Genomic DNA, 18,112 nt, shown 5'->3' on the forward strand with positions numbered 1-18,112 from the left:
TGAGTGGCTTACATAGCCACTCAATATGCCCAAATCTAGCAATTAAGCTGGTAAAAAAAGAAGTTAGAATGACGAAAAAATTGCTACCACTACCCGTATCAAATCTTGCACCGAGTATTTCATCGAGCCATGTACATACTTGCATGAGCAATCCATACCCTGAGCAACTTACCTTTATAGGCCAACAACGTGCGCAAAGTGCATTGGACTTTTCTTTAGGAATGGACCTACCCGGTTATAATGTTTATGTCATGGGAGAGGCGGCTCATGGGCGTTTTACCTTAGTAAAAGATAAACTTAAACAACATGCTAAAGCGCGCGCAACACCGCATGAATGGTTATATGTTAATAACTACGACGATCATCGTGAGCCTATTGCGTTATTTATGCATGCAGGGCAAAGCAAACAACTAGCCGATGATATTGACTCATTTATTGATGAAGTACTCGACACTTTTCCTGCTGCATTTGATAACCCAGCCTATCAGCGTAAGAAAAAATCGATAGACCGTGAATTTAACGATGCTTACGACGGTGCAATTACCGCAGTAGAAATAGCAGCACTTGAACAAAGCGTGGCATTAATCGAAGAAAAAGGCGTAGTCGGTTTTGCACCGCTGATTGATGGTAAACAACTTACCGATAATGAATTTTCTGATCTTGAAGATGACTTACGCGAGATGTTTTTTGAGCGCATAGAAAAATTAGAAGATGCCCTCATTGAGGCGCTTATTGAGTTACCGCGCTGGAAACGCGAGTCGAAAGAAAAGCTCCGTAATCTTAAAAAGTCTACTGCTGAGCAAGCCACTAAACCGTTATTAAAAGATTTAGAACATAAATATGCCAGCCATATTGGTGTACTGCGTTATTTAAAAGATATACGTGTAGAAATTATTGATGCCGTTCTTGAATGGCTTGATGATGAAGGTGAAAGCGAAGAAAACAAAGAAGACTTTGATCGTAAAGGCATGCTTACCGACTTTTTTGCGCCTAATATTTTGGTCGAATATAAAGAAGGCGATGCGGCACCGGTTGTTTACGAGCCGAACCCAACTTTTGGTAATATTTTTGGTAAAATTGAATACGCCACATCGCAAGGGTCGTTAATTACTAGCTACCGCTCAATTCAACCTGGTGCGCTGCACCGCGCGAATGGCGGCTATTTAATTATGGATGCTGAAAAAGTAATGGCTCAACCCCAAGTGTGGGATGGACTCAAACTGTCGTTAAAAACGCATCAAATTAAAAATGATTTACCTTATCAAGACAGTGTTGTTGGCAGTAGCTTTACGCTTCGCCCGCAGTTAATACCGCTTGATGTGAAAATTATTTTACTCGGCTCACGTGAACTCTATTACACCATCGGTGAATACGACGAAGAATTTGCCGAGTTATTTAGAGTACTTGCCGATTTTGATTATTACTTACCAAGCAGCGATAAGCTGCAGTATCAGTTTATTACTAAAGTAAGCGATTACTGCGAGCAAACATTAAAGTGCACGTTAAACGAATCAGCAATGGTGCGATTGCTTAAGTTTAGTTATCGCCAAGCTGAGCACCATAATAAACTCTCAGCCCGTTTTGCTGATGTACTAGAGCTTGTGGCTGAGGCCAGTTTTTACGCTAAGCAAGACAAACTGACGGTGATTGATGCTCGCCATATTGACGAAGCGATTGAAGGCAAACAATACCGTACGGGGCAAATTAGTGAAAATATGCTCAGCGATATAAAAGAAGGGCACACCTTAATTGCGACAGACGGGCAAGCCGTAGGTAAAGTAAACGGTTTAACGGTACTGCACATTGGTGACACCTCATTTGGTACACCTGCACGCATTACCGCCACTGTTTATGCGGGTGCTGATGGCGTTATTGATGTGGAACGCGAAGCTGAGCTGGGTAAAGCAATTCACTCAAAAGGGGTAATGCTGCTTACCGGTTATTTAGGTAACAAATATGCGCAACACTTTAGCTTAACACTCAGTGCGAATATCGCTATTGAACAAAGTTATGGCTACATAGATGGTGATAGCGCCTCTCTTGCTGAACTTTGTGCGCTAATTTCGGCGATCACCAGTTTACCAATAAGCCAATCTATTGCACTAACCGGCTCTATTAATCAGCATGGTGATGTGCAAGCAATCGGTGGCGTAAATGAAAAAATAGAAGGCTTCTTTAAGCTATGTAAAATGCGTGGTTTAACGGGCGAGCAAGGCGTTATTATTCCAAAATCAAACCAAGTTAACTTAGTACTTGATGATGAAATACTGAATGCGGTTGAACTGGGTAAATTTAATATTTTCGCCGTTGAAACAGTTGACCAAGCGCTAAACTTACTAATGGATATTGACGCGGGTGACATGATTGATGAGCAGTACCCAGAAGATTCAGTGAATGGCATTGCATTAGCACGATTAAAAGATATTGCTGATATTGTTAACGGCGATAACAGCGACGATAAAGACGACTCAGAAGATGAAAAAGGGGAGTTATGATCAATATTATTTTACTGATTGTTATCGCTATTTTTTGCGTTTTGATTTTTAAAAACAGTAAAAAAGCCAAGCAGCAAGCAATCGCTAACGCGCAAATTGAAAGTGATTACTTAATTGCCAATGCAAAGGTAGAAGGCGTTCAAGAAACTGCGTCTGGCTTGCAATATAAAATAATCCATAAAGGGGATAGCGAAAATACACCTAGCCCAAAGAGTATGGTGAAAGTGCATTATCACGGCACTTTAATCGACGGCACTGTATTTGACAGCTCAGTAGAGCGTAAAACCCCCATTAGCTTTGGCTTGCACCAAGTTATAAAAGGCTGGACTGAGGGTCTGCAACTGATGAGCCCGGGCGATAAATTTCAGTTTTATATACCGCACCAGCTTGCCTATGGTGAAAAGCGGGTAGGGAGTATACCTCCTGCGTCATTGCTTATTTTTGAGGTGGAATTACTGGCTATTGAGTCGTAATTTTAAGGTAAAAAACACTTTAAGCTCTACTTTAATCAAGTAGGGCTTTTTTATTTGCTCTTATCAGTCAATCCTACTCAAGAATTTAAAATATCAGTCGATACCTAAAATAGTGACAAATTTATTTTAGGGATAAAATAATGAAGATTTCAACCGCCTCAATTCAATATCAAGCATCTAATTATAACAATCAGCCTTTAATAGAATCAGAACAGCAACACATTGATGATAAATCAGAGGAAGAGCCTGACTATGTTTTATCAGAGTTTTTAGATGCAAAGGTTCAAAAATACAGCGAAGATAACGCAACATTTGCTGAGCAATATCAAAATTTAGAAAAGGCATATAAATATTTCACCCAGCAAGTGGTTGCATTACAAGAGCAAGTAAATAAGCTTAAGCAGAGCACGGTACAACGTAGTTTAACCATTGATAATAGCCAATATGGGCCAGCTGAAGAGGGCTATCAGTTGACTATGGATGCTGAGCATATCGGGGCTAAAAAATATAAAACCGAGCAACAACAAGAAGAGATGAATAGATTGCAGCTGCAACTTAGTGAGGTGAAGTCTCAGCAGGCAGCAATAAAACAACAAATTATTGAGCTAGTAATCAACGAAATGAAAAGGCGAGGCGACGACTTCACTGTTTAGCCTTGTAATGTAAGCAGAGAAGTTAGTTTTTAAACTCAATTTTTCCTATTTCAAGCCTAAATTCCCCCGCCTGCTTACCAGCAATCATAAAGCCAAGCTGCTTTATCTCTTTAAAGCTAATTGTAGGCTGTTGTTCAAGTAAGCGGCCGCGATAAGTAAGCTGAAAATCTTCAGGTAAAAACTCAATATTAAGCCACTCGCGCTTTGTGGTACTAAACGAGCGGGTATAAGCCGCACCATCCATGTACTCATTGGTTCTTAAACGTAATTGATAGGTTTGACCATCGCCTTTAATACGCAGTACTATTTTACTAATATTTTGGCTTTTTACATCTAACAGCGTTCGAATAGAAGCAAATCCGCCATTGTTTGCAAGTGATACGTTGCCTGTAAACACTAAATTGTCGTTTTCATACAAAACCTGACTATTAGAAATGCCACCCATCACCGAATCATTCACTACATACCAGCGAGCATTAGCGTTTGCCTCGGTTGTGGCAAGCAGTAAGTTAAAAACGAAAAGTGATGAGAGTTGTTTGGTGGTCATGAGTAATTCCTTAAAACCATTATTAACAATAATACGTTTTGATGTAATAATCGTTCACTTCATTATTTTAATACTGGGATAAGGTAATCCTTAATTAAAATATCAGCTAAATTAAAGATGTCATAGAGCATAAGGATATTAATTCTTGAATTCAAGTATTAAGTGCAATCATTATGCAGCCACCAGAACTTCTGATTGCCCGGTAAATAATTCATGAGGAGTTTTATACCCTCTTGTCTTTCTTGGCCGATGGTTGAGCTTATCAACTGCCGCCTGTATTTCTGACTCACTTAGCGCCATAAAGTCAGTTCCCTTGGGGAAGAAGCGCCTGAGTAAGCCGTTGGTATTCTCATTTATGCCCCTTTCCCATGATGAATATGGGTGAGCGAAATACACATCCGCTTCTAATTTTTGTGCAATATGCTCATGGTAAGCAAACTCTTTTCCATTATCTAAAGTCACGGTAATAACCTTATCTTTATATGGTGTCATACACTTTATCAGCGCATCGGCTGTTATTTGCGCATGTTTGCTTTCAATTCTGTGAACGATTGTATATAACGTTTTACGTTCAACCATTGTGACAAAGGCATTTTTACGCCCTTTGCCTATCACTGTGTCACCCTCCCAATCACCAATCCTAGACTTTGCATCCACAATACTTGGGCGTTCATCAATACTGACTCGATTAACTATCTGCCCACGTTTATCGTAGCTTCCATAGCGTTTTTTATACTTTTTACATGCACGAGTGAGTGTCTTATGTAGTTCACCACCACGCGCCTTGTCCCTGTAAATATATTGATAAATCGTTTCATGATGTAAAACGACCTTTTTCTCTAAAGCTAAGCGACCTGCCACCTGCTCTGGCGAAAGTCCGTTAAGCAACAATTTATTAATCCATTCAGTAACTTCATCTGTTAACTTACTTGCTTTGAAAGATGATTTGCGTCTTTGCTCTGCAAAATTATTGGCTTGGTTAGGCCGATAGCCTTTAAGCCCTTTATTGCGTTTTAACTCTCTGGAAATAGATGACGGTGAACGAGTTAGTTCATCAGCAATTTGTTTTTGGTTATTTCCTGCTTTTATTAACGCGTAAATCTGGTATCTTTCTTCTTGTGTCAGCTGTTTATATTTCATTAAAGCAATTTCCTTTGGCGAGAAAATGGCCGAATTATAACAGCTGGCCATCTAATCTGAGAAATTGCACTTATTATCCGAATTTAGGATTTATATGACAAAAAAGCCTGTGATTCTCATTATCCTAGCATTTATTGTTATGATGCTCGCGCCTGTTGGCCTATATGAGTGGTACACTTCAATCGACCCCTCCTTTATCCCTAACCGTTTTTATGACTTTTTAAGTTTTTGGATTTTAGGCTTTATTACTATTTCTTTAGTGTGTACCTTTCTATTTCATTTAATAAAAACGCCAAATGCAAAAGAACAGTTTAATACCCACTTTGATCAAGAAGGGGTTATCCTTAAATATTTAAGTATCATTATGATACCTATTTTGCTGTATGCATATCTTTGGGCTGTCATTTGTGCACCGATTCAACTATGGGCGCATTATCATTTAGGTGATTATTGGTCTGAAGAATATACCTTAGTTGAGTCTAAAGCTTGTTATAGCGATTATGAGCCGAATTGCGTTCGTTTACTCTTTGAAGATATATCTACAAACAAACAGCACACCATCAGGTGGTATTTAGATAAGCATAAGCTTTTAAAACTTAAAAATACAAAAGTGAACTTAGTTGGCGAAAAAAGTTACTTTGGCTATCTTGTTAACGAAATACAATGGTAAAACTAAAAGGGAATTAAATGAACAGTAATAACTTTAATGAGAGCATAAAAGGCTTTTTTTGGGGAGTTGGGTTTGTAATAGCAATGCTTGGTGGTATTAGTGTGTTCGCCCTAAGAATCGCCGCTGATGTTGACAGTGGATTCAAAATAATGGTTTCAAATAAAGCATTAGAAACAAGTGATGAATTTAATAATGACTATAAACTTACTCTTTCTGAAATATACAAAGAAAATGGTCAAGTAAGAATAGCGGCTGAATTAAAAAATATTACTGATGAGAGCATTTATACGGGAACCGTTATTGCTTCTACATTTGACGAAAGTGGCAAGTTTATTGGTAACTGTGTAGGCAAAGGCACAGACAGCTTTCTAGAGCCTAACCAAATTAGCTATGTTGATATTAAATGCAATTTATTTAGATCACAAGCAAGTAAAGTCCACTCGACAAAGCTTAAAATTAAGTGGTTTTAGAGGATGTATTCGAGCTTTTTTAGAGTAATTATAGATGCCAAACAAGTTATTTAGTTGGGAACGTGGGCGACAAAAGTCAGGCTACGACAAAATGCTACTCTGCCGTATTTTCGCTCCTTTTAAGTTTGATGCCTACTTAATTAAATTTCCACAAGGGAGTGAAATAAAATCGCATACCGATAAAGTGAGAACTGGTAAGCACTTCAGACTTAACATTGTGCTAAAACATGCGGAAGAAGGCGGTGAATTTATTTGTGAAAATCTGATAATAAATTACAGTCGTATTAAACTTTTTAGGCCTGATGTAGAACAGCACCAAGTATTAAAAATAAATAAAGGGACTCGTTATATTTTAAGCATAGGCTGGATTAAAAAATAGATTTGCGTAGGTTGGTTAGATACCAGAGCAACTTTTCTCTTACTGATAGCTGACCACAAATAGCTATCAGCTATAATTTACTTCCTAAACCTAATCCCAAACCCAGCAACACCCAGCAGCAACACAAATCCCCATACAAACTTATTGCCGTATTGGCTGTATACGCTGTCTCCTTGTATGAGTTTTATATTGGCTTTAAGTGTTGTTGCTTCAAACTGTGGCATAGTTTGGCGTGTTTGGCTTATGGGGTCATATACACCGCTTATACCGTTGTTGGTAACACGTACTAGTGGACGTTGTAGTTCTAGGGCGCGCATGCGTGCAATTTGCATATGCTGGTGGGGGCCAATAGAATCACCAAACCAAGCATCGTTGCTTACGGTAAATAGTAAATCAGAGTCGCTTTTGTAGTTACCCCGCACTAAATCGGCAAAGACTATTTCATAGCAAATGGCGGGCAGTAGATTAAAGCCATTCGCGCGTAAATTATTTTGTACTTTATCACCGCGAGAGAACGATGACATGGGTAAATCAAATAACGGAGCTATAGGGCGTAATATATCTTCAAAGGGAACAAATTCACCAATAGGCAATAACTGATGCTTTTGATAGCGGTTACTATCTAAATAACGGTAGTGGCCGTGTTCATCATTTTTCTCTTTATTACCGACCACAATAAGTGTATTAAAAATGGTTCTTGTATCGCGTTGATAATCGACAATACCCGTTACTAGCGCGGTTTTATTAAATGAGGCGGCACTGTCTAAGCCTGCTAAATATGAATCGGCAAGCGCTTCTATTTCCGGCACTGCGGCTTCAGGCCACACAATTAAATCGGCATTCCAATGTGGGCGTGTCATATCCTGATACGTGCTCATGGTGGTCCAAAACTCACTGGGGTCAAAGCGCAAGTGTTGTTTTATATTACCTTGTACAAGCAGCACAGAGAGGTCTTTGTTGGAGTAATGGGGTGCCTTTGTAAAATGTGCACCCGCAAAGGCTAAAACAACCACAGCAGCGGTAATAGCAGGCACTTTATATTGTTTTTGAGTTAAACAGTAAAGTGCAAAACCAATGGCTATACATAATAGTGTCAATCCAAACTCGCCAATAAGGGGAGCCAGAGCATTAAGCGGGCTGTCTGTTTGTGTGTAACCAAAGCTAAGCCAAGGAAAACCGGTTAACAGGTTGGCTCGCAAATACTCACTAATCGCAAAACAAGGGAGTAGTAGCGCTGCAAAGCTTTTGGAACCGCTTGAAAAACGAGTGGTCGCCCACAGCGCTAGCGCAGGAAATAAGGCAAGATAACTACACAGTAGCACCATTAATGCAATAGAGGCTATCAGTGGTAAACCACCAAAAGTGGCAATGGAGACATGCACCCAGCTTATACCTGCACCAAACCAGCCTAAACCAAATATAAAGCCATATTTAGCAGCCGTTTTAGCAGGTGGTTTTCCATTAAGTTTTGCAGGGATACAAAAAAATAGTGAGCCTATGCTAAAAAATACAATTGGCCAAATACCAAAAGGGGCGTAGCTAAAAGTCAAAACAAGGCCCGCAACCAGTGCGAGCCATGCTTTTTTATCTTTTGCTAGTAAGGTGAGACTAGTTAGCAGTTTCTTCACTGTCTGTATCATCAGCCTTAGGAATAGTGACTTGCAGTTGCAAAATACGACGGTTATCTGAGTTGGTCACTTTAAATTGAAGTCCGTCTATATCAATAGTTTCTCCACGACTTGGCATATGGCCAAATGCGTGCAACACAGTCCCTCCAATAGTATCTGCATCTTGTGAACTATATCCTGTTTTAAAATACTCGTTAAAGTCATCTACAGGGGTAAGTGCTTGCACTACGTATACATGTTTAGCGAGTTGACGAATATCTTGTTGTTCTTCTTCTTCATCGTGTTCATCTTCAATTTCACCAACGATAATTTCAAGAATATCTTCAATAGTCACTAAACCAGATACACCGCCATATTCATCTATAACTATTGCCATATGATAACGCTGTTGGCGAAATTCATTTAGCAAAGTATCTACTCGTTTACTCTCAGGGACTACCATAGCGGGGCGTAAATAGTCACGAAGAGAAGGCAGATGATCATCTTTATTAAGGATTAACGGTAATAAATCTTTTGCCAGTAAAATACCCTCTACATGGTCTTTATCTTCACATACCACCGGAAAACGAGAGTGGGTAGAGTCAACCATCATAGGTATTAGTTTTTCAAGGGGGCTATCAATCTCCAAAGTAACCATCTGTGAGCGCGGGATCATAATATCACGCACTTTAAGCTCAGACACACCAAGCACACCTTCGATCATTTCTTTGGTTTCAGGATCAATGACATCCCGTTCTTGGGCATCGGCAATTACCTCAACCAGCTCTTCTCTATTCTGGGGTTCCCCTTGCAACATCTGGGTTATACGGCCCAGCCAAGTTTTGCCAGAAGAACCCTGGCTAGATTGCGAGTTATCGTCGCTCATTACGTCTAAATGCTCCGTTTATTTAAATATCGTCCCGATATGGGTCTGCTATGTTTAGTTCGAAAAGTATTTTTTTCTCTATACTTTCCATTTCTAACGCATCATCACTCTTTATATGGTCAAATCCAAGTAAATGCAAGCATCCATGAATAACCATGTGTGCAAAATGGTCATGAAATGACTTTTCTTGCTCTTGCGCCTCAGCCAAAACAATGGCTGGACAAATAATTAAGTCACCCACAAGTGGGATATCAATACCCGGTGGCGCTTCAAATTCAAACGATAACACGTTGGTTGGCTTATTTTTACCACGATAATCGTTATTAAGCTGTTGTGATTGTGCTTCATCACAAATAACAATGCTTAGCTCAGATTCATCACGGTATTGACTAAGCACTTTATCCGCCCACATAGCAAACTGCTCAAGGCTGGGTAAGTTGTCAAACTCACACGCTATTTGTAAATCAAGTTCTGTTTTCACGATATTACTCTTTAGTTGCAAGTTGCTCTTGAGCAACGAGCGCTTCTTTGGCTTGTTGTTTTTCTAATCGCCTGAGGCGTTCACGCTCATCGTTGCGCTCATAGGCTTCTACTATACGTGCTACTACAGGGTGGCGAACTACATCGTGCGATTTAAAAAAGTTGAAGCTAATTTCCTCTACGCCATCTAATACCTCAATAGCATGACGAAGGCCAGAGCGCGCGCCTCGAGGTAAATCAACTTGAGTGATGTCGCCGGTGATCACCGCTTTAGAGTTAAAACCAATACGGGTTAAGAACATTTTCATTTGCTCAGTGGTGGTATTTTGGCTTTCATCTAAAATAATAAACGCATCATTAAGTGTGCGTCCACGCATGTAAGCAAGCGGGGCGACTTCGATGATGTTTTTTTCAATCAACTTTTCAACGCGTTCAAAACCCAACATTTCAAATAAAGCATCGTAAAGTGGGCGTAGGTAGGGATCTATTTTTTGGCTTAAATCACCGGGTAAAAAGCCGAGTTTTTCACCCGCTTCAACCGCAGGGCGAGTGAGCAATATACGACGTATTTCTTGGCGCTCTAGCGCATCAACAGCGGCTGCAACAGCAAGGTAAGTTTTACCCGTACCTGCAGGGCCAATACCAAAAGTAATATCGTGATGTAAAATATTAGCAACATACAAGCCTTGATTATCGTTACGCGGTTTAATAACGCCACGACGGGTTTTAATCATCATTTCTTTGCCGTATGAACTACTTGAGGTGTCTTGTTCTAGCGCTTTAGACTCAGTGATGGCTAAATGGACGTTGTCAGGTTCAATTTCCCCAATTTCCCCACGTACAGGCTGAGTATCAATGTAAAGGTTTTTTAAGATCTCTACCGCGGCGGCGCTACTTTGCAGCTTTCCGGTAACTTTAAAGAAGTTATCACGATGAATAATTTCAACACCTAGTCGGCGTTCAATTTGTTTGATGTTTTCGTCAAACGGGCCACATAATGAAGAAAGGCGTTTATTGTCGGCAGGTTCTAAATAAATCTCTAATGTTTTTAACTGATTACTCAAAATTACTTCCTATTACAGTGCGCCAACGTTAGCTGGCGCAATGAATTTTTGCAACTAAGGTACGAAAGTAGCAACGCCAATTTCGTTAGCTGTCTCGGTTTTTTGCTCACTCGCTGCTTTGGTTAAAATAGCAGAAGGCGCAATGTCGCGGCGTAAGTTCATTTCTGATTCTGTACGAATTAAATCGCCACGTAAAGAGTTAGGTAATGCTTCAGTAATACGTACGTCAACAAATTGGCCGATCACTGTATGTGGGCCAACAAAATTAACGACACGGTTGTTTTCAGTACGGCCACGTAATTCCATTGGGTTCTTCTTAGAAGGACCTTCAACTAAAATACGTTGTTCGGTATCAAACATTTGACGACTAATTTGCTGCGCCATTTGTGTAATACGGTTTTGTAATAAGTATAGGCGCTCTTTTTTCTCTTGCTCACTGACGTCATCTGGTAAATCGGCCGCCGGCGTACCTGGTCGAGCACTGTAAATAAAGCTAAAGCTCATATCAAAACCAATATCGTTAATCAGGTTCATTGTGGCTTCAAAGTCCGCCTTGCTTTCACCTGGGAATCCGATAATGAAATCTGACGACATACTCAAGTTAGGACGAATTTTACGCAGCTTACGAATTGTTGATTTGTACTCAAGGGCAGTATGGCCGCGTTTCATTAAGTTTAAAATACGGTCTGAGCCACTTTGAACTGGTAGGTGTAAATGATCAACCAGCTCAGGTACATCGGCGTATGCATCAATAATGTCAGGTGTAAACTCAACGGGATGCGAGGTGGTGTAACGAATACGGTCAATGCCGTCAATCGCAGCCACCAAACGAAGCAGATCTGAAAAATAACAAATATCCCCATCGTGTGTATCACCACGGTACGCATTTACGTTTTGACCTAGTAGGTTAACTTCACGAACGCCTTGCTCAGCTAACTGTGCAATTTCCAATAACACGTCATCAACAGGGCGACTTACTTCTTCACCGCGCGTGTAAGGTACAACACAGAAGGTACAGTATTTAGAACATCCTTCCATAATCGACACAAACGCAGAAGGGCCCTCAGCTTTTGGCTCTGGTAAGCGGTCAAATTTTTCAATCTCTGGGAATGAAATATCAACTACTGATGACCCTTTGTTACCTTGCACTTGTTTAATCATTTCAGGTAAACGGTGCAATGTTTGTGGGCCAAAAATAACATCGACAAACGGAGCACGTTGACGAATTGAATCGCCTTCTTGCGATGCAACACAGCCGCCAACGCCAATAATCAGGTCTGGTTTGTCATCTTTTAATAACTTCCAACGACCTAGTTGGTGAAATACTTTTTCTTGCGCTTTTTCACGAATTGAACAGGTGTTAAGTAATATAACATCAGCATCAGCAGCTTCTTCAGTTAGCTGATAGCCGTTGGTCGCATCTAGAAGATCAGCCATTTTCTGTGAGTCGTATTCGTTCATCTGACAACCCCAGGTTTTAATATGCAGCTTTTTGCTCATTGAAATATAGCCTCGTGTTCAATTCGATAGTCGCACAAACATGTGCTAGAAACAGGTATAAGTGGCGCAATTATTAAATTTTGCTCGACTTAAAGGACGCGTATTTTAGCTGGATACACGCGCAAAACCAAGTATAGATTTCATGTTTGTGATCTGAAATCAATATAGTGTGGGTTTAATAAGAGAATTAAGCGAAGCGCTCACACAGAGCAAACTAATTACGATACAATTAAAACAGAGTTAAGTCAGAATTTAAATGATGAAAAACATGGCTAAAAATAATGTAATAATAGTAGGCGGCGGCATGGTTGGTGCCGCTATGGCGATTAAATTAGCGCAACAAGGCAAAGCCGTACGTGTGATAGAAAAACACCCAATAAACGCGCCGCAAGTTCTCAGTAATAATGAAGTTGCTATACGTGTATCAGCCATTAATCGTTTTTCTGAAAAACTGCTTGATCAGCTCGGTGCGATGACACTATTGCGAGCAAATAGATTGGCTCCCTATGAACAATTAGAAGCTTTTGAGCGTGGTAACGATCATTTATTATTTGATTGCCATGCTATTAATACCACTCATTTAGGTCATTTAATTGAAAATAAGCTAATTCAAGCAAGCTTATGGCAGCAATTTGAACAGCATCATATTGAAATAATTAATCCGTCATCGGCTTTAACTGCGATTGAGCAAAACCTTGATAGCATAACCTTACATTACAACGAACAAAGCTATACGGCCGATTTAGTAATTGCAGCCGATGGTGGGCAATCACAATTACGCAGCAAAGCTAATATTGGTATAACTGGGTGGCAATATCAGCAGCATTGTATGGGCGTGTTAATAAAACTCGATGCACCACAACAAGTAAAAACATGGCAGCAGTTTACCCCTTCGGGGCCGGTTGCGTTTTTACCTATGCAGGCACCTTACGCTAATTTAATTTGGTATGACGATGCAAATACCCTCAAGGCATTTAAAGACCTGTCATCGAGTGCACTAAAAGCACACATTGTTGAAAAGTTTCCTAAGCTTGCTGGTGATTTTGAAGTACAAAGCCATGCTATATTTCCTTTAGCAAGGCAGCATGCTAATACTTATTCACAGGGAAGACTCGTTTTAGTGGGTGACGCGGCGCACACCATTAACCCACTGGCAGGGCAGGGCGTTAATTTAGGCTTTCAAGATGTGGCTGCCTTAGCTGAAGTGTTGCGTACAGCTGATGATGTAGGTTGCCCGCTAATGCTTAAAGAGTACGAGCGTAGTCGCCGTAAAGCTAATTTATTAATGATGAGTATGATGGATGCTTGCTACTTTGGTTTCTCAAACCAAATAGCCCCATTAAAATGGGCGCGCAGCACATTTTTAAAGTTAGCTAATAATACAGGGCCGGTAAAAAACTGGGTCTTAAAATACGCAATCAGTGGTGAGTTTAGTTAGTTGTTGAAAAGGCTCAAATTTGGGTCTTTTTTTATGTCTATGAAAAACGCTATTAGTTTATAAAGATGAAGAAAACAATAAAATATATAAATTAAGGTGTTTTTAGATAGTAGGAGAGTGTAATTAAACAAGTGTGTAAATTGGCTGGGATACCAGGATTTGAACCTGGGAATGCCAGGATCAAAACCTGGTGCCTTACCGCTTGGCGATATCCCAACGCTAAATTTGGATGAGTTTTAGTTCTAATTAAGAACATGGTGCGGAAGGAGAGACTTGAACTCTCACATCCTAAGATACTGGAACCTAAATCCAGCGCGTCTACCAATTCCGCCACTCCCGCAGTGCTTATTCTTATACAACATTCTTTGGTAGAAGAAGTTGGCTGGGATACCAGGATTTGAACCTGGGAATGCCAGGATCAAAACCTGGTGCCTTACCGCTTGGCGATATCCCAACTAAGAAATTGCTGATAATTTTAATTCTTATCAAAGAATATGGTGCGGAAGGAGAGACTTGAACTCTCACATCCTAAGATACTGGAACCTAAATCCAGCGCGTCTACCAATTCCGCCACTCCCGCATCGCATATACAGGTATTAACATCTTAGAATCTAAATCCAGCGTCTAATACAAAACACCTGCCAATTCTAACATTCCCGCATACAAATTTATATTTATACTCCTAACAGAGTATTTCTTAATTCAACATTCTTTGGTAGAAGAAGTTGGCTGGGATACCAGGATTTGAACCTGGGAATGCCAGGATCAAAACCTGGTGCCTTACCGCTTGGCGATATCCCAACTAAGAAATTGCTGATAATTTTAATTCTTATCAAAGAATATGGTGCGGAAGGAGAGACTTGAACTCTCACATCCTAAGATACTGGAACCTAAATCCAGCGCGTCTACCAATTCCGCCACTCCCGCATTGCTTTAAACGCAGATTTTATTGTCTTGGAACTAAATCTAGCGCCTGTTTAAGACACCGGCTAATTCCGCCACTCCTGCATTATTACTTTGAATTAATCAAAGAAATGGTAGTTATTTTAAACTCTTCATTGAGTTGCAATTTAACTCTTGCAGAGCCACTTCTAGAAAAGAAATGGTGGCTAAGACGGGATTTGAACCTGTGACCCCATCATTATGAGTGATGTGCTCTAACCAGCTGAGCTACTTAGCCATTGTTGGCTGGGATACCAGGATTTGAACCTGGGAATGCCAGGATCAAAACCTGGTGCCTTACCGCTTGGCGATATCCCAACAATAAACAATTGATAGTTTTAATTCTTATCAAGAATATGGTGCGGAAGGAGAGACTTGAACTCTCACATCCTAAGATACTGGAACCTAAATCCAGCGCGTCTACCAATTCCGCCACTCCCGCATTATCGCTTTGAATTAATCAAAGGAATGGTAGTTATTTTAAACTCTTCATTGAGCAACAAAAAATAAATGGTGGCTAAGACGGGATTTGAACCTGTGACCCCATCATTATGAGTGATGTGCTCTAACCAGCTGAGCTACTTAGCCATCTTTTCTGTTAACACTTCATCGCTGAGTGCGGGGCGTATTATGCTGATATGCCCCAAATTCGTCAACATATTTTTTGCAAAAAAACACTTAAGTTGGTTTGTTTGCAGGAAAAATAGCCTAACCGGCTACTTTTTAATTAAAACGTTGCTTTTTTAACACTCTTTATAAGCGTAGCATTGTAATTTTGGCTTTGCCTTACAATTCTAAGTCTATAGTAAGGGTAGACTAATTATTACTTTTTTCGGCTGAAAATAAAAAAGCTCGTACAAACGAGCCTTTAAAAACAATTAGCCACTTAACGTGGTGCAATGTTTGATTATACGTTGAACAAGAAGTTCATTACATCGCCATCTTTAACAATGTACTCTTTCCCTTCTTGGCGCATTTTACCTGCTTCTTTTGCACCGCTTTCACCTTTAAATGCAATAAAGTCATCAAAAGCAATTGTTTGTGCGCGGATAAAGCCACGTTCAAAGTCGGTATGGATTTTACCCGCTGCTTGTGGCGCTGTTGCACCCACAGGGATAGTCCATGCACGTACTTCTTTTACACCGGCGGTAAAGTAGGTTTGCAAATGTAGTAGCTCATAGCCACCACGTATAACAAGGTTAAGTCCAGGCTCTTCAAGACCGAGATCCGCCATAAACTCTAACTTGTCCTCTTCGTCAAGCTCAGAAAGCTCAGATTCGATAGCTGCACACACAGGTACAACAACCGCATCTTCAGCGGCGGCTATTTCACGGACACGATCAAGTAGTGGGTTATTTTCAAATCCGTCTTCAGCCACGTTAGCAATATACATAGTTGGCTTAATAGTTAAGAAGTTAATAGGCGCAATGGCTGCTTTTTCTTCTTTTGTTAGCGCTAAAGAACGTAAAGTTAAGCCTTCATCAAGATGCACTTTTACTTTTTCAAGTACCGCATTTTGCTCTTTAGCGTCTTTATCGCCACCTTTTGCTTTTTTTGCATTACGGAACATTGCTTTATCAGCACTGTCCATATCAGCAAGAACTAGCTCGGTGTTGATCACGTCAATATCGTCAGCAGGGTCGATAGTACCAGCAACGTGAATAACGTTTTCATCTTCAAAACAACGAACTACATGGCCAATCGCATCTGTTTCACGAATATTTGCTAAAAACTGATTGCCTAGGCCTTCACCTTTCGATGCACCTTTAACTAAACCTGCAATATCCACAAATTCCATACTGGTTGTAAGAATACGTTGCGGGTTAACAATTTTAGCAAGTTCGTCTAGGCGAGGATCTGGCACCGGTACCACACCTGTATTAGGTTCAATGGTACAAAAAGGAAAGTTAGCGGCTTCAATACCCGCTTTAGTCAATGCATTGAAAAGTGTTGATTTACCAACATTAGGCAAGCCAACAATGCCACATTTAAAACCCATAGTAAGATACCTTGTATAGTGTCGTTTAATACGTGCTTACGTATACCCTAAAAATTAGGGCTTAAACGAATGTAGTCTGTTTTGTGCTTTTAACACACCATCTTTGGCAAGTATTTCCATACAACGAACTGCTTCATCAACTGCGGCATCCATTTTTTCTTGATCGTCCTTGGCTGCTTTACCAAGCACCCAGCCGGTGACCATTGCACGATGTCCTGGATGACCAACTCCTATGCGTAAGCGCATAAAGTCTTTTTGATTTGCCATTTTTGCAATAATGTCTTTTAAGCCATTATGACCGCCATGTCCGCCGCCTTTTTTTAATTTAGCAACGCCTGGGTCTAAATCCAATTCATCATGGGCAACAAGTATGTCTTCCACGGGGATTTTAAAAAAATTGGCTAAACTACTCACCGCTTTGCCACTTAAGTTCATGTAAGTGGTGGGGATCAGTAATTTGAATTCTTTGCCTTGAATAATCACTTTACCAGTAAGGCCGTGATATTTAGGGTCGTGTTTTAGCGTGCAGTTGTAGCGTGCAGCGAGCTCTTGAATGAACCAAGCACCTGCGTTGTGGCGTGTATTTGCGTATTCGGGGCCTGGATTAGCCAGGCCCACAAGCATTTGAATAGAATTCAAGGTGCGAGACCTTAAATATTATTCTGCAGCGTCTGAAGCGTCGTCTTCAGTTGGAGCTGCTTTGTTAGCTTTGATAGTAACGATAGACTGATCGTGGCCTTCGCCTTTACCAAGCTCAACAGATTGAACACCTTTAGGGTACGCAAGATCTGTAAGGTGGATTGAATCACCAACTACAAGATTAGACACGTCTACTTCGATGAATTCTGGTAATGACTTAGGAAGACAAGTAATCTCAACTTCAGTTAACTGATGAACAACAGTTGCACCTAACTTAGTTACTTTCTCTTCACCGATGAAGTGTAGAGGAACCTTAGTTACTATTTTATGAGTTGCGTCTACACGTTGGAAATCAAGGTGAGTAAGCTTAGGCTTGAAAGGGTGACGTTGGATATCTTTTAAGATAGCTTCAACTTTCTCGCCACCTACATTTAATGTAAGAATGTGAGTGTAAAAACCTTCGTCTTCTTGTGCTTTGATCATATCTTTATGAGCAAGAGTAATCGATAAAGCATCTTTGTTTGCTCCGTAAAGGATCGCCGGCACTTTGTCTTCGCGACGTAGGCGGCGGCTCGCACCAGTACCAGTTTCTACGCGAAGTTCAGCGTCATAAGTATAAGTTGTGTTAGACATAATGTCTCCAATAATTAAAAAGTGTTAGGGCCTTTGCGACCAAGGTCCCTAGCCAAAAGGCGCGCTATCATACCACTGCGACTGTATAAAATAAACA

The 18,112-nt window shown here is 40.4% G+C and carries 17 protein-coding genes and 10 tRNA genes; 7 read left to right on the plus strand and 20 right to left on the minus strand.

Annotated features, from left to right (window positions below; all coding sequences use genetic code 11):
- Positions 1–68: 68 nt before the first annotated feature.
- From KG708_RS01420 to KG708_RS01430, 3 genes are all read left to right on the plus strand, one after another.
- A complete protein-coding gene (locus tag KG708_RS01420; RefSeq protein ID WP_213607786.1) occupies positions 69–2,495 on the plus strand; it encodes an AAA family ATPase in 2,427 nt (808 codons plus the stop codon).
- The gene (locus KG708_RS01425; protein ID WP_213607787.1) at positions 2,492–2,968 is read left to right on the plus strand and encodes an FKBP-type peptidyl-prolyl cis-trans isomerase; all 477 of its coding nucleotides are present in this window, start codon (positions 2,492–2,494) and stop codon (positions 2,966–2,968) included. Before KG708_RS01420 ends, KG708_RS01425 begins: the two co-directional genes overlap by 4 nt.
- A 140-nt stretch (positions 2,969–3,108) precedes the next feature.
- The gene (locus KG708_RS01430) at positions 3,109–3,621 is read left to right on the plus strand and encodes a hypothetical protein (protein WP_213607788.1); all 513 of its coding nucleotides are present in this window, start codon (positions 3,109–3,111) and stop codon (positions 3,619–3,621) included.
- A gap of 22 nt (positions 3,622–3,643) precedes the next feature.
- Here KG708_RS01430 and KG708_RS01435 read toward each other — a convergent pair whose 3' ends face one another.
- Both KG708_RS01435 and KG708_RS01440 read right to left on the minus strand, forming a co-directional pair.
- Positions 3,644–4,168 carry a CIA30 family protein gene (locus KG708_RS01435; RefSeq protein WP_213607789.1) on the minus strand — a complete coding sequence of 175 codons (525 nt, stop codon included), beginning with the start codon at positions 4,166–4,168 and terminating at the stop codon, positions 3,644–3,646.
- 171 nt (positions 4,169–4,339) lie between these two features.
- Entirely contained in the window at positions 4,340–5,308 is a 969-nt protein-coding gene (locus tag KG708_RS01440; protein ID WP_213607586.1) for an IS30 family transposase, read from the minus strand.
- A 94-nt stretch (positions 5,309–5,402) separates the two neighbouring features.
- Between KG708_RS01440 and KG708_RS01445 the strand changes: the two genes are divergently transcribed.
- Genes KG708_RS01445 through KG708_RS01455 form a run of 3 tightly spaced genes read left to right on the plus strand, consistent with a single transcriptional unit; the run spans position 5,403 to position 6,827 of the window.
- A complete protein-coding gene (locus KG708_RS01445; protein ID WP_213607790.1) occupies positions 5,403–5,978 on the plus strand; it encodes a hypothetical protein in 576 nt (191 codons plus the stop codon).
- Positions 5,979–5,995: 17 nt separating this feature from the next.
- A complete protein-coding gene (locus KG708_RS01450) occupies positions 5,996–6,448 on the plus strand; it encodes an ATPase (RefSeq protein ID WP_213607791.1) in 453 nt (150 codons plus the stop codon).
- Between the two features lie 34 nt (positions 6,449–6,482).
- On the plus strand, positions 6,483–6,827 hold the full coding sequence (locus KG708_RS01455; protein ID WP_213607792.1) for a 2OG-Fe(II) oxygenase: 345 nt from the start codon (positions 6,483–6,485) through the stop codon (positions 6,825–6,827).
- A gap of 77 nt (positions 6,828–6,904) precedes the next feature.
- On the opposite strand, the gene lnt is transcribed toward KG708_RS01455, so the two are convergent.
- Genes lnt through miaB form a run of 5 tightly spaced genes read right to left on the minus strand, consistent with a single transcriptional unit; the run spans position 6,905 to position 12,364 of the window.
- Complete coding sequence (gene lnt / locus KG708_RS01460) at positions 6,905–8,455, minus strand: apolipoprotein N-acyltransferase (protein ID WP_213607793.1); 1,551 nt, start codon at positions 8,453–8,455, stop codon at positions 6,905–6,907.
- Positions 8,436–9,320, minus strand: a complete 885-nt coding sequence (gene corC, locus KG708_RS01465) for a CNNM family magnesium/cobalt transport protein CorC (RefSeq protein ID WP_213607794.1) — start codon at positions 9,318–9,320, stop codon at positions 8,436–8,438. The genes lnt and corC overlap by 20 nt, the downstream gene beginning before the upstream one ends.
- 22 nt (positions 9,321–9,342) lie before the next feature.
- The gene (gene ybeY / locus KG708_RS01470) at positions 9,343–9,801 is read right to left on the minus strand and encodes an rRNA maturation RNase YbeY (RefSeq protein WP_213607795.1); all 459 of its coding nucleotides are present in this window, start codon (positions 9,799–9,801) and stop codon (positions 9,343–9,345) included.
- A gap of 4 nt (positions 9,802–9,805) precedes the next feature.
- Positions 9,806–10,864, minus strand: coding sequence for a PhoH family protein (locus KG708_RS01475; RefSeq protein ID WP_213607796.1), 1,059 nt, complete (start codon positions 10,862–10,864; stop codon positions 9,806–9,808).
- Between the two features lie 54 nt (positions 10,865–10,918).
- The gene (gene miaB / locus KG708_RS01480; protein ID WP_213607797.1) at positions 10,919–12,364 is read right to left on the minus strand and encodes a tRNA (N6-isopentenyl adenosine(37)-C2)-methylthiotransferase MiaB; all 1,446 of its coding nucleotides are present in this window, start codon (positions 12,362–12,364) and stop codon (positions 10,919–10,921) included.
- A 256-nt stretch (positions 12,365–12,620) separates the two neighbouring features.
- On the opposite strand from miaB, the gene KG708_RS01485 reads away from it, so the two are divergent.
- Entirely contained in the window at positions 12,621–13,802 is a 1,182-nt protein-coding gene (locus KG708_RS01485; RefSeq protein WP_213607798.1) for an FAD-dependent monooxygenase, read from the plus strand.
- Positions 13,803–13,943: 141 nt separating this feature from the next.
- Here KG708_RS01485 and KG708_RS01490 read toward each other — a convergent pair.
- The 13 genes from KG708_RS01490 to KG708_RS01550 all read right to left on the minus strand — a co-directional run bounded on the left by KG708_RS01490 (position 13,944) and on the right by KG708_RS01550 (position 18,015).
- Positions 13,944–14,018, minus strand: a tRNA-Gln gene (locus KG708_RS01490).
- 39 nt (positions 14,019–14,057) lie between these two features.
- A tRNA-Leu gene (locus tag KG708_RS01495) sits at positions 14,058–14,142 on the minus strand.
- Positions 14,143–14,181: 39 nt separating this feature from the next.
- Positions 14,182–14,256 (minus strand) — tRNA-Gln (locus KG708_RS01500).
- 41 nt (positions 14,257–14,297) lie between these two features.
- A tRNA-Leu gene (locus KG708_RS01505) sits at positions 14,298–14,382 on the minus strand.
- 146 nt (positions 14,383–14,528) lie between these two features.
- Positions 14,529–14,603, minus strand: a tRNA-Gln gene (locus tag KG708_RS01510).
- Positions 14,604–14,644: 41 nt separating this feature from the next.
- Positions 14,645–14,729 (minus strand) — tRNA-Leu (locus tag KG708_RS01515).
- Positions 14,730–14,905: 176 nt separating this feature from the next.
- Positions 14,906–14,982, minus strand: a tRNA-Met gene (locus KG708_RS01520).
- Positions 14,983–14,987: 5 nt separating this feature from the next.
- A tRNA-Gln gene (locus KG708_RS01525) sits at positions 14,988–15,062 on the minus strand.
- A 39-nt stretch (positions 15,063–15,101) separates the two neighbouring features.
- Positions 15,102–15,186: transfer RNA gene (locus tag KG708_RS01530), tRNA-Leu, on the minus strand.
- A 69-nt stretch (positions 15,187–15,255) separates the two neighbouring features.
- A tRNA-Met gene (locus KG708_RS01535) sits at positions 15,256–15,332 on the minus strand.
- 319 nt (positions 15,333–15,651) lie between these two features.
- A complete protein-coding gene (gene ychF, locus KG708_RS01540) occupies positions 15,652–16,743 on the minus strand; it encodes a redox-regulated ATPase YchF (RefSeq protein WP_008467970.1) in 1,092 nt (363 codons plus the stop codon).
- Between the two features lie 54 nt (positions 16,744–16,797).
- On the minus strand, positions 16,798–17,382 hold the full coding sequence (gene pth, locus KG708_RS01545) for an aminoacyl-tRNA hydrolase (protein WP_366513539.1): 585 nt from the start codon (positions 17,380–17,382) through the stop codon (positions 16,798–16,800).
- A gap of 18 nt (positions 17,383–17,400) precedes the next feature.
- Positions 17,401–18,015 (minus strand): 50S ribosomal protein L25/general stress protein Ctc, encoded by a 615-nt coding sequence (locus KG708_RS01550; protein WP_213607799.1) that lies wholly within the window; start codon positions 18,013–18,015, stop codon positions 17,401–17,403.
- Positions 18,016–18,112: the final 97 nt, after the last annotated feature.

Source organism: Pseudoalteromonas sp. (assembly GCF_018402495.1).
GTDB lineage: Bacteria > Pseudomonadota > Gammaproteobacteria > Enterobacterales > Alteromonadaceae > Pseudoalteromonas.

Coding starts and splice junctions, on each gene's coding strand:
- KG708_RS01420 (WP_213607786.1), top strand. CDS start 69: ATGACGAAAAAATTGCTACCACTACCCGTATCAAATCTTGCACCGAGT.
- KG708_RS01425 (WP_213607787.1), top strand. CDS start 2,492: ATGATCAATATTATTTTACTGATTGTTATCGCTATTTTTTGCGTTTTG.
- KG708_RS01430 (WP_213607788.1), top strand. CDS start 3,109: ATGAAGATTTCAACCGCCTCAATTCAATATCAAGCATCTAATTATAAC.
- KG708_RS01435 (WP_213607789.1), bottom strand. CDS start 4,168: ATGACCACCAAACAACTCTCATCACTTTTCGTTTTTAACTTACTGCTT.
- KG708_RS01440 (WP_213607586.1), bottom strand. CDS start 5,308: ATGAAATATAAACAGCTGACACAAGAAGAAAGATACCAGATTTACGCG.
- KG708_RS01445 (WP_213607790.1), top strand. CDS start 5,403: ATGACAAAAAAGCCTGTGATTCTCATTATCCTAGCATTTATTGTTATG.
- KG708_RS01450 (WP_213607791.1), top strand. CDS start 5,996: ATGAACAGTAATAACTTTAATGAGAGCATAAAAGGCTTTTTTTGGGGA.
- KG708_RS01455 (WP_213607792.1), top strand. CDS start 6,483: ATGCCAAACAAGTTATTTAGTTGGGAACGTGGGCGACAAAAGTCAGGC.
- corC (WP_213607794.1), bottom strand. CDS start 9,320: ATGAGCGACGATAACTCGCAATCTAGCCAGGGTTCTTCTGGCAAAACT.
- miaB (WP_213607797.1), bottom strand. CDS start 12,364: ATGAGCAAAAAGCTGCATATTAAAACCTGGGGTTGTCAGATGAACGAA.
- KG708_RS01485 (WP_213607798.1), top strand. CDS start 12,621: ATGATGAAAAACATGGCTAAAAATAATGTAATAATAGTAGGCGGCGGC.
- ychF (WP_008467970.1), bottom strand. CDS start 16,743: ATGGGTTTTAAATGTGGCATTGTTGGCTTGCCTAATGTTGGTAAATCA.
- KG708_RS01550 (WP_213607799.1), bottom strand. CDS start 18,015: ATGTCTAACACAACTTATACTTATGACGCTGAACTTCGCGTAGAAACT.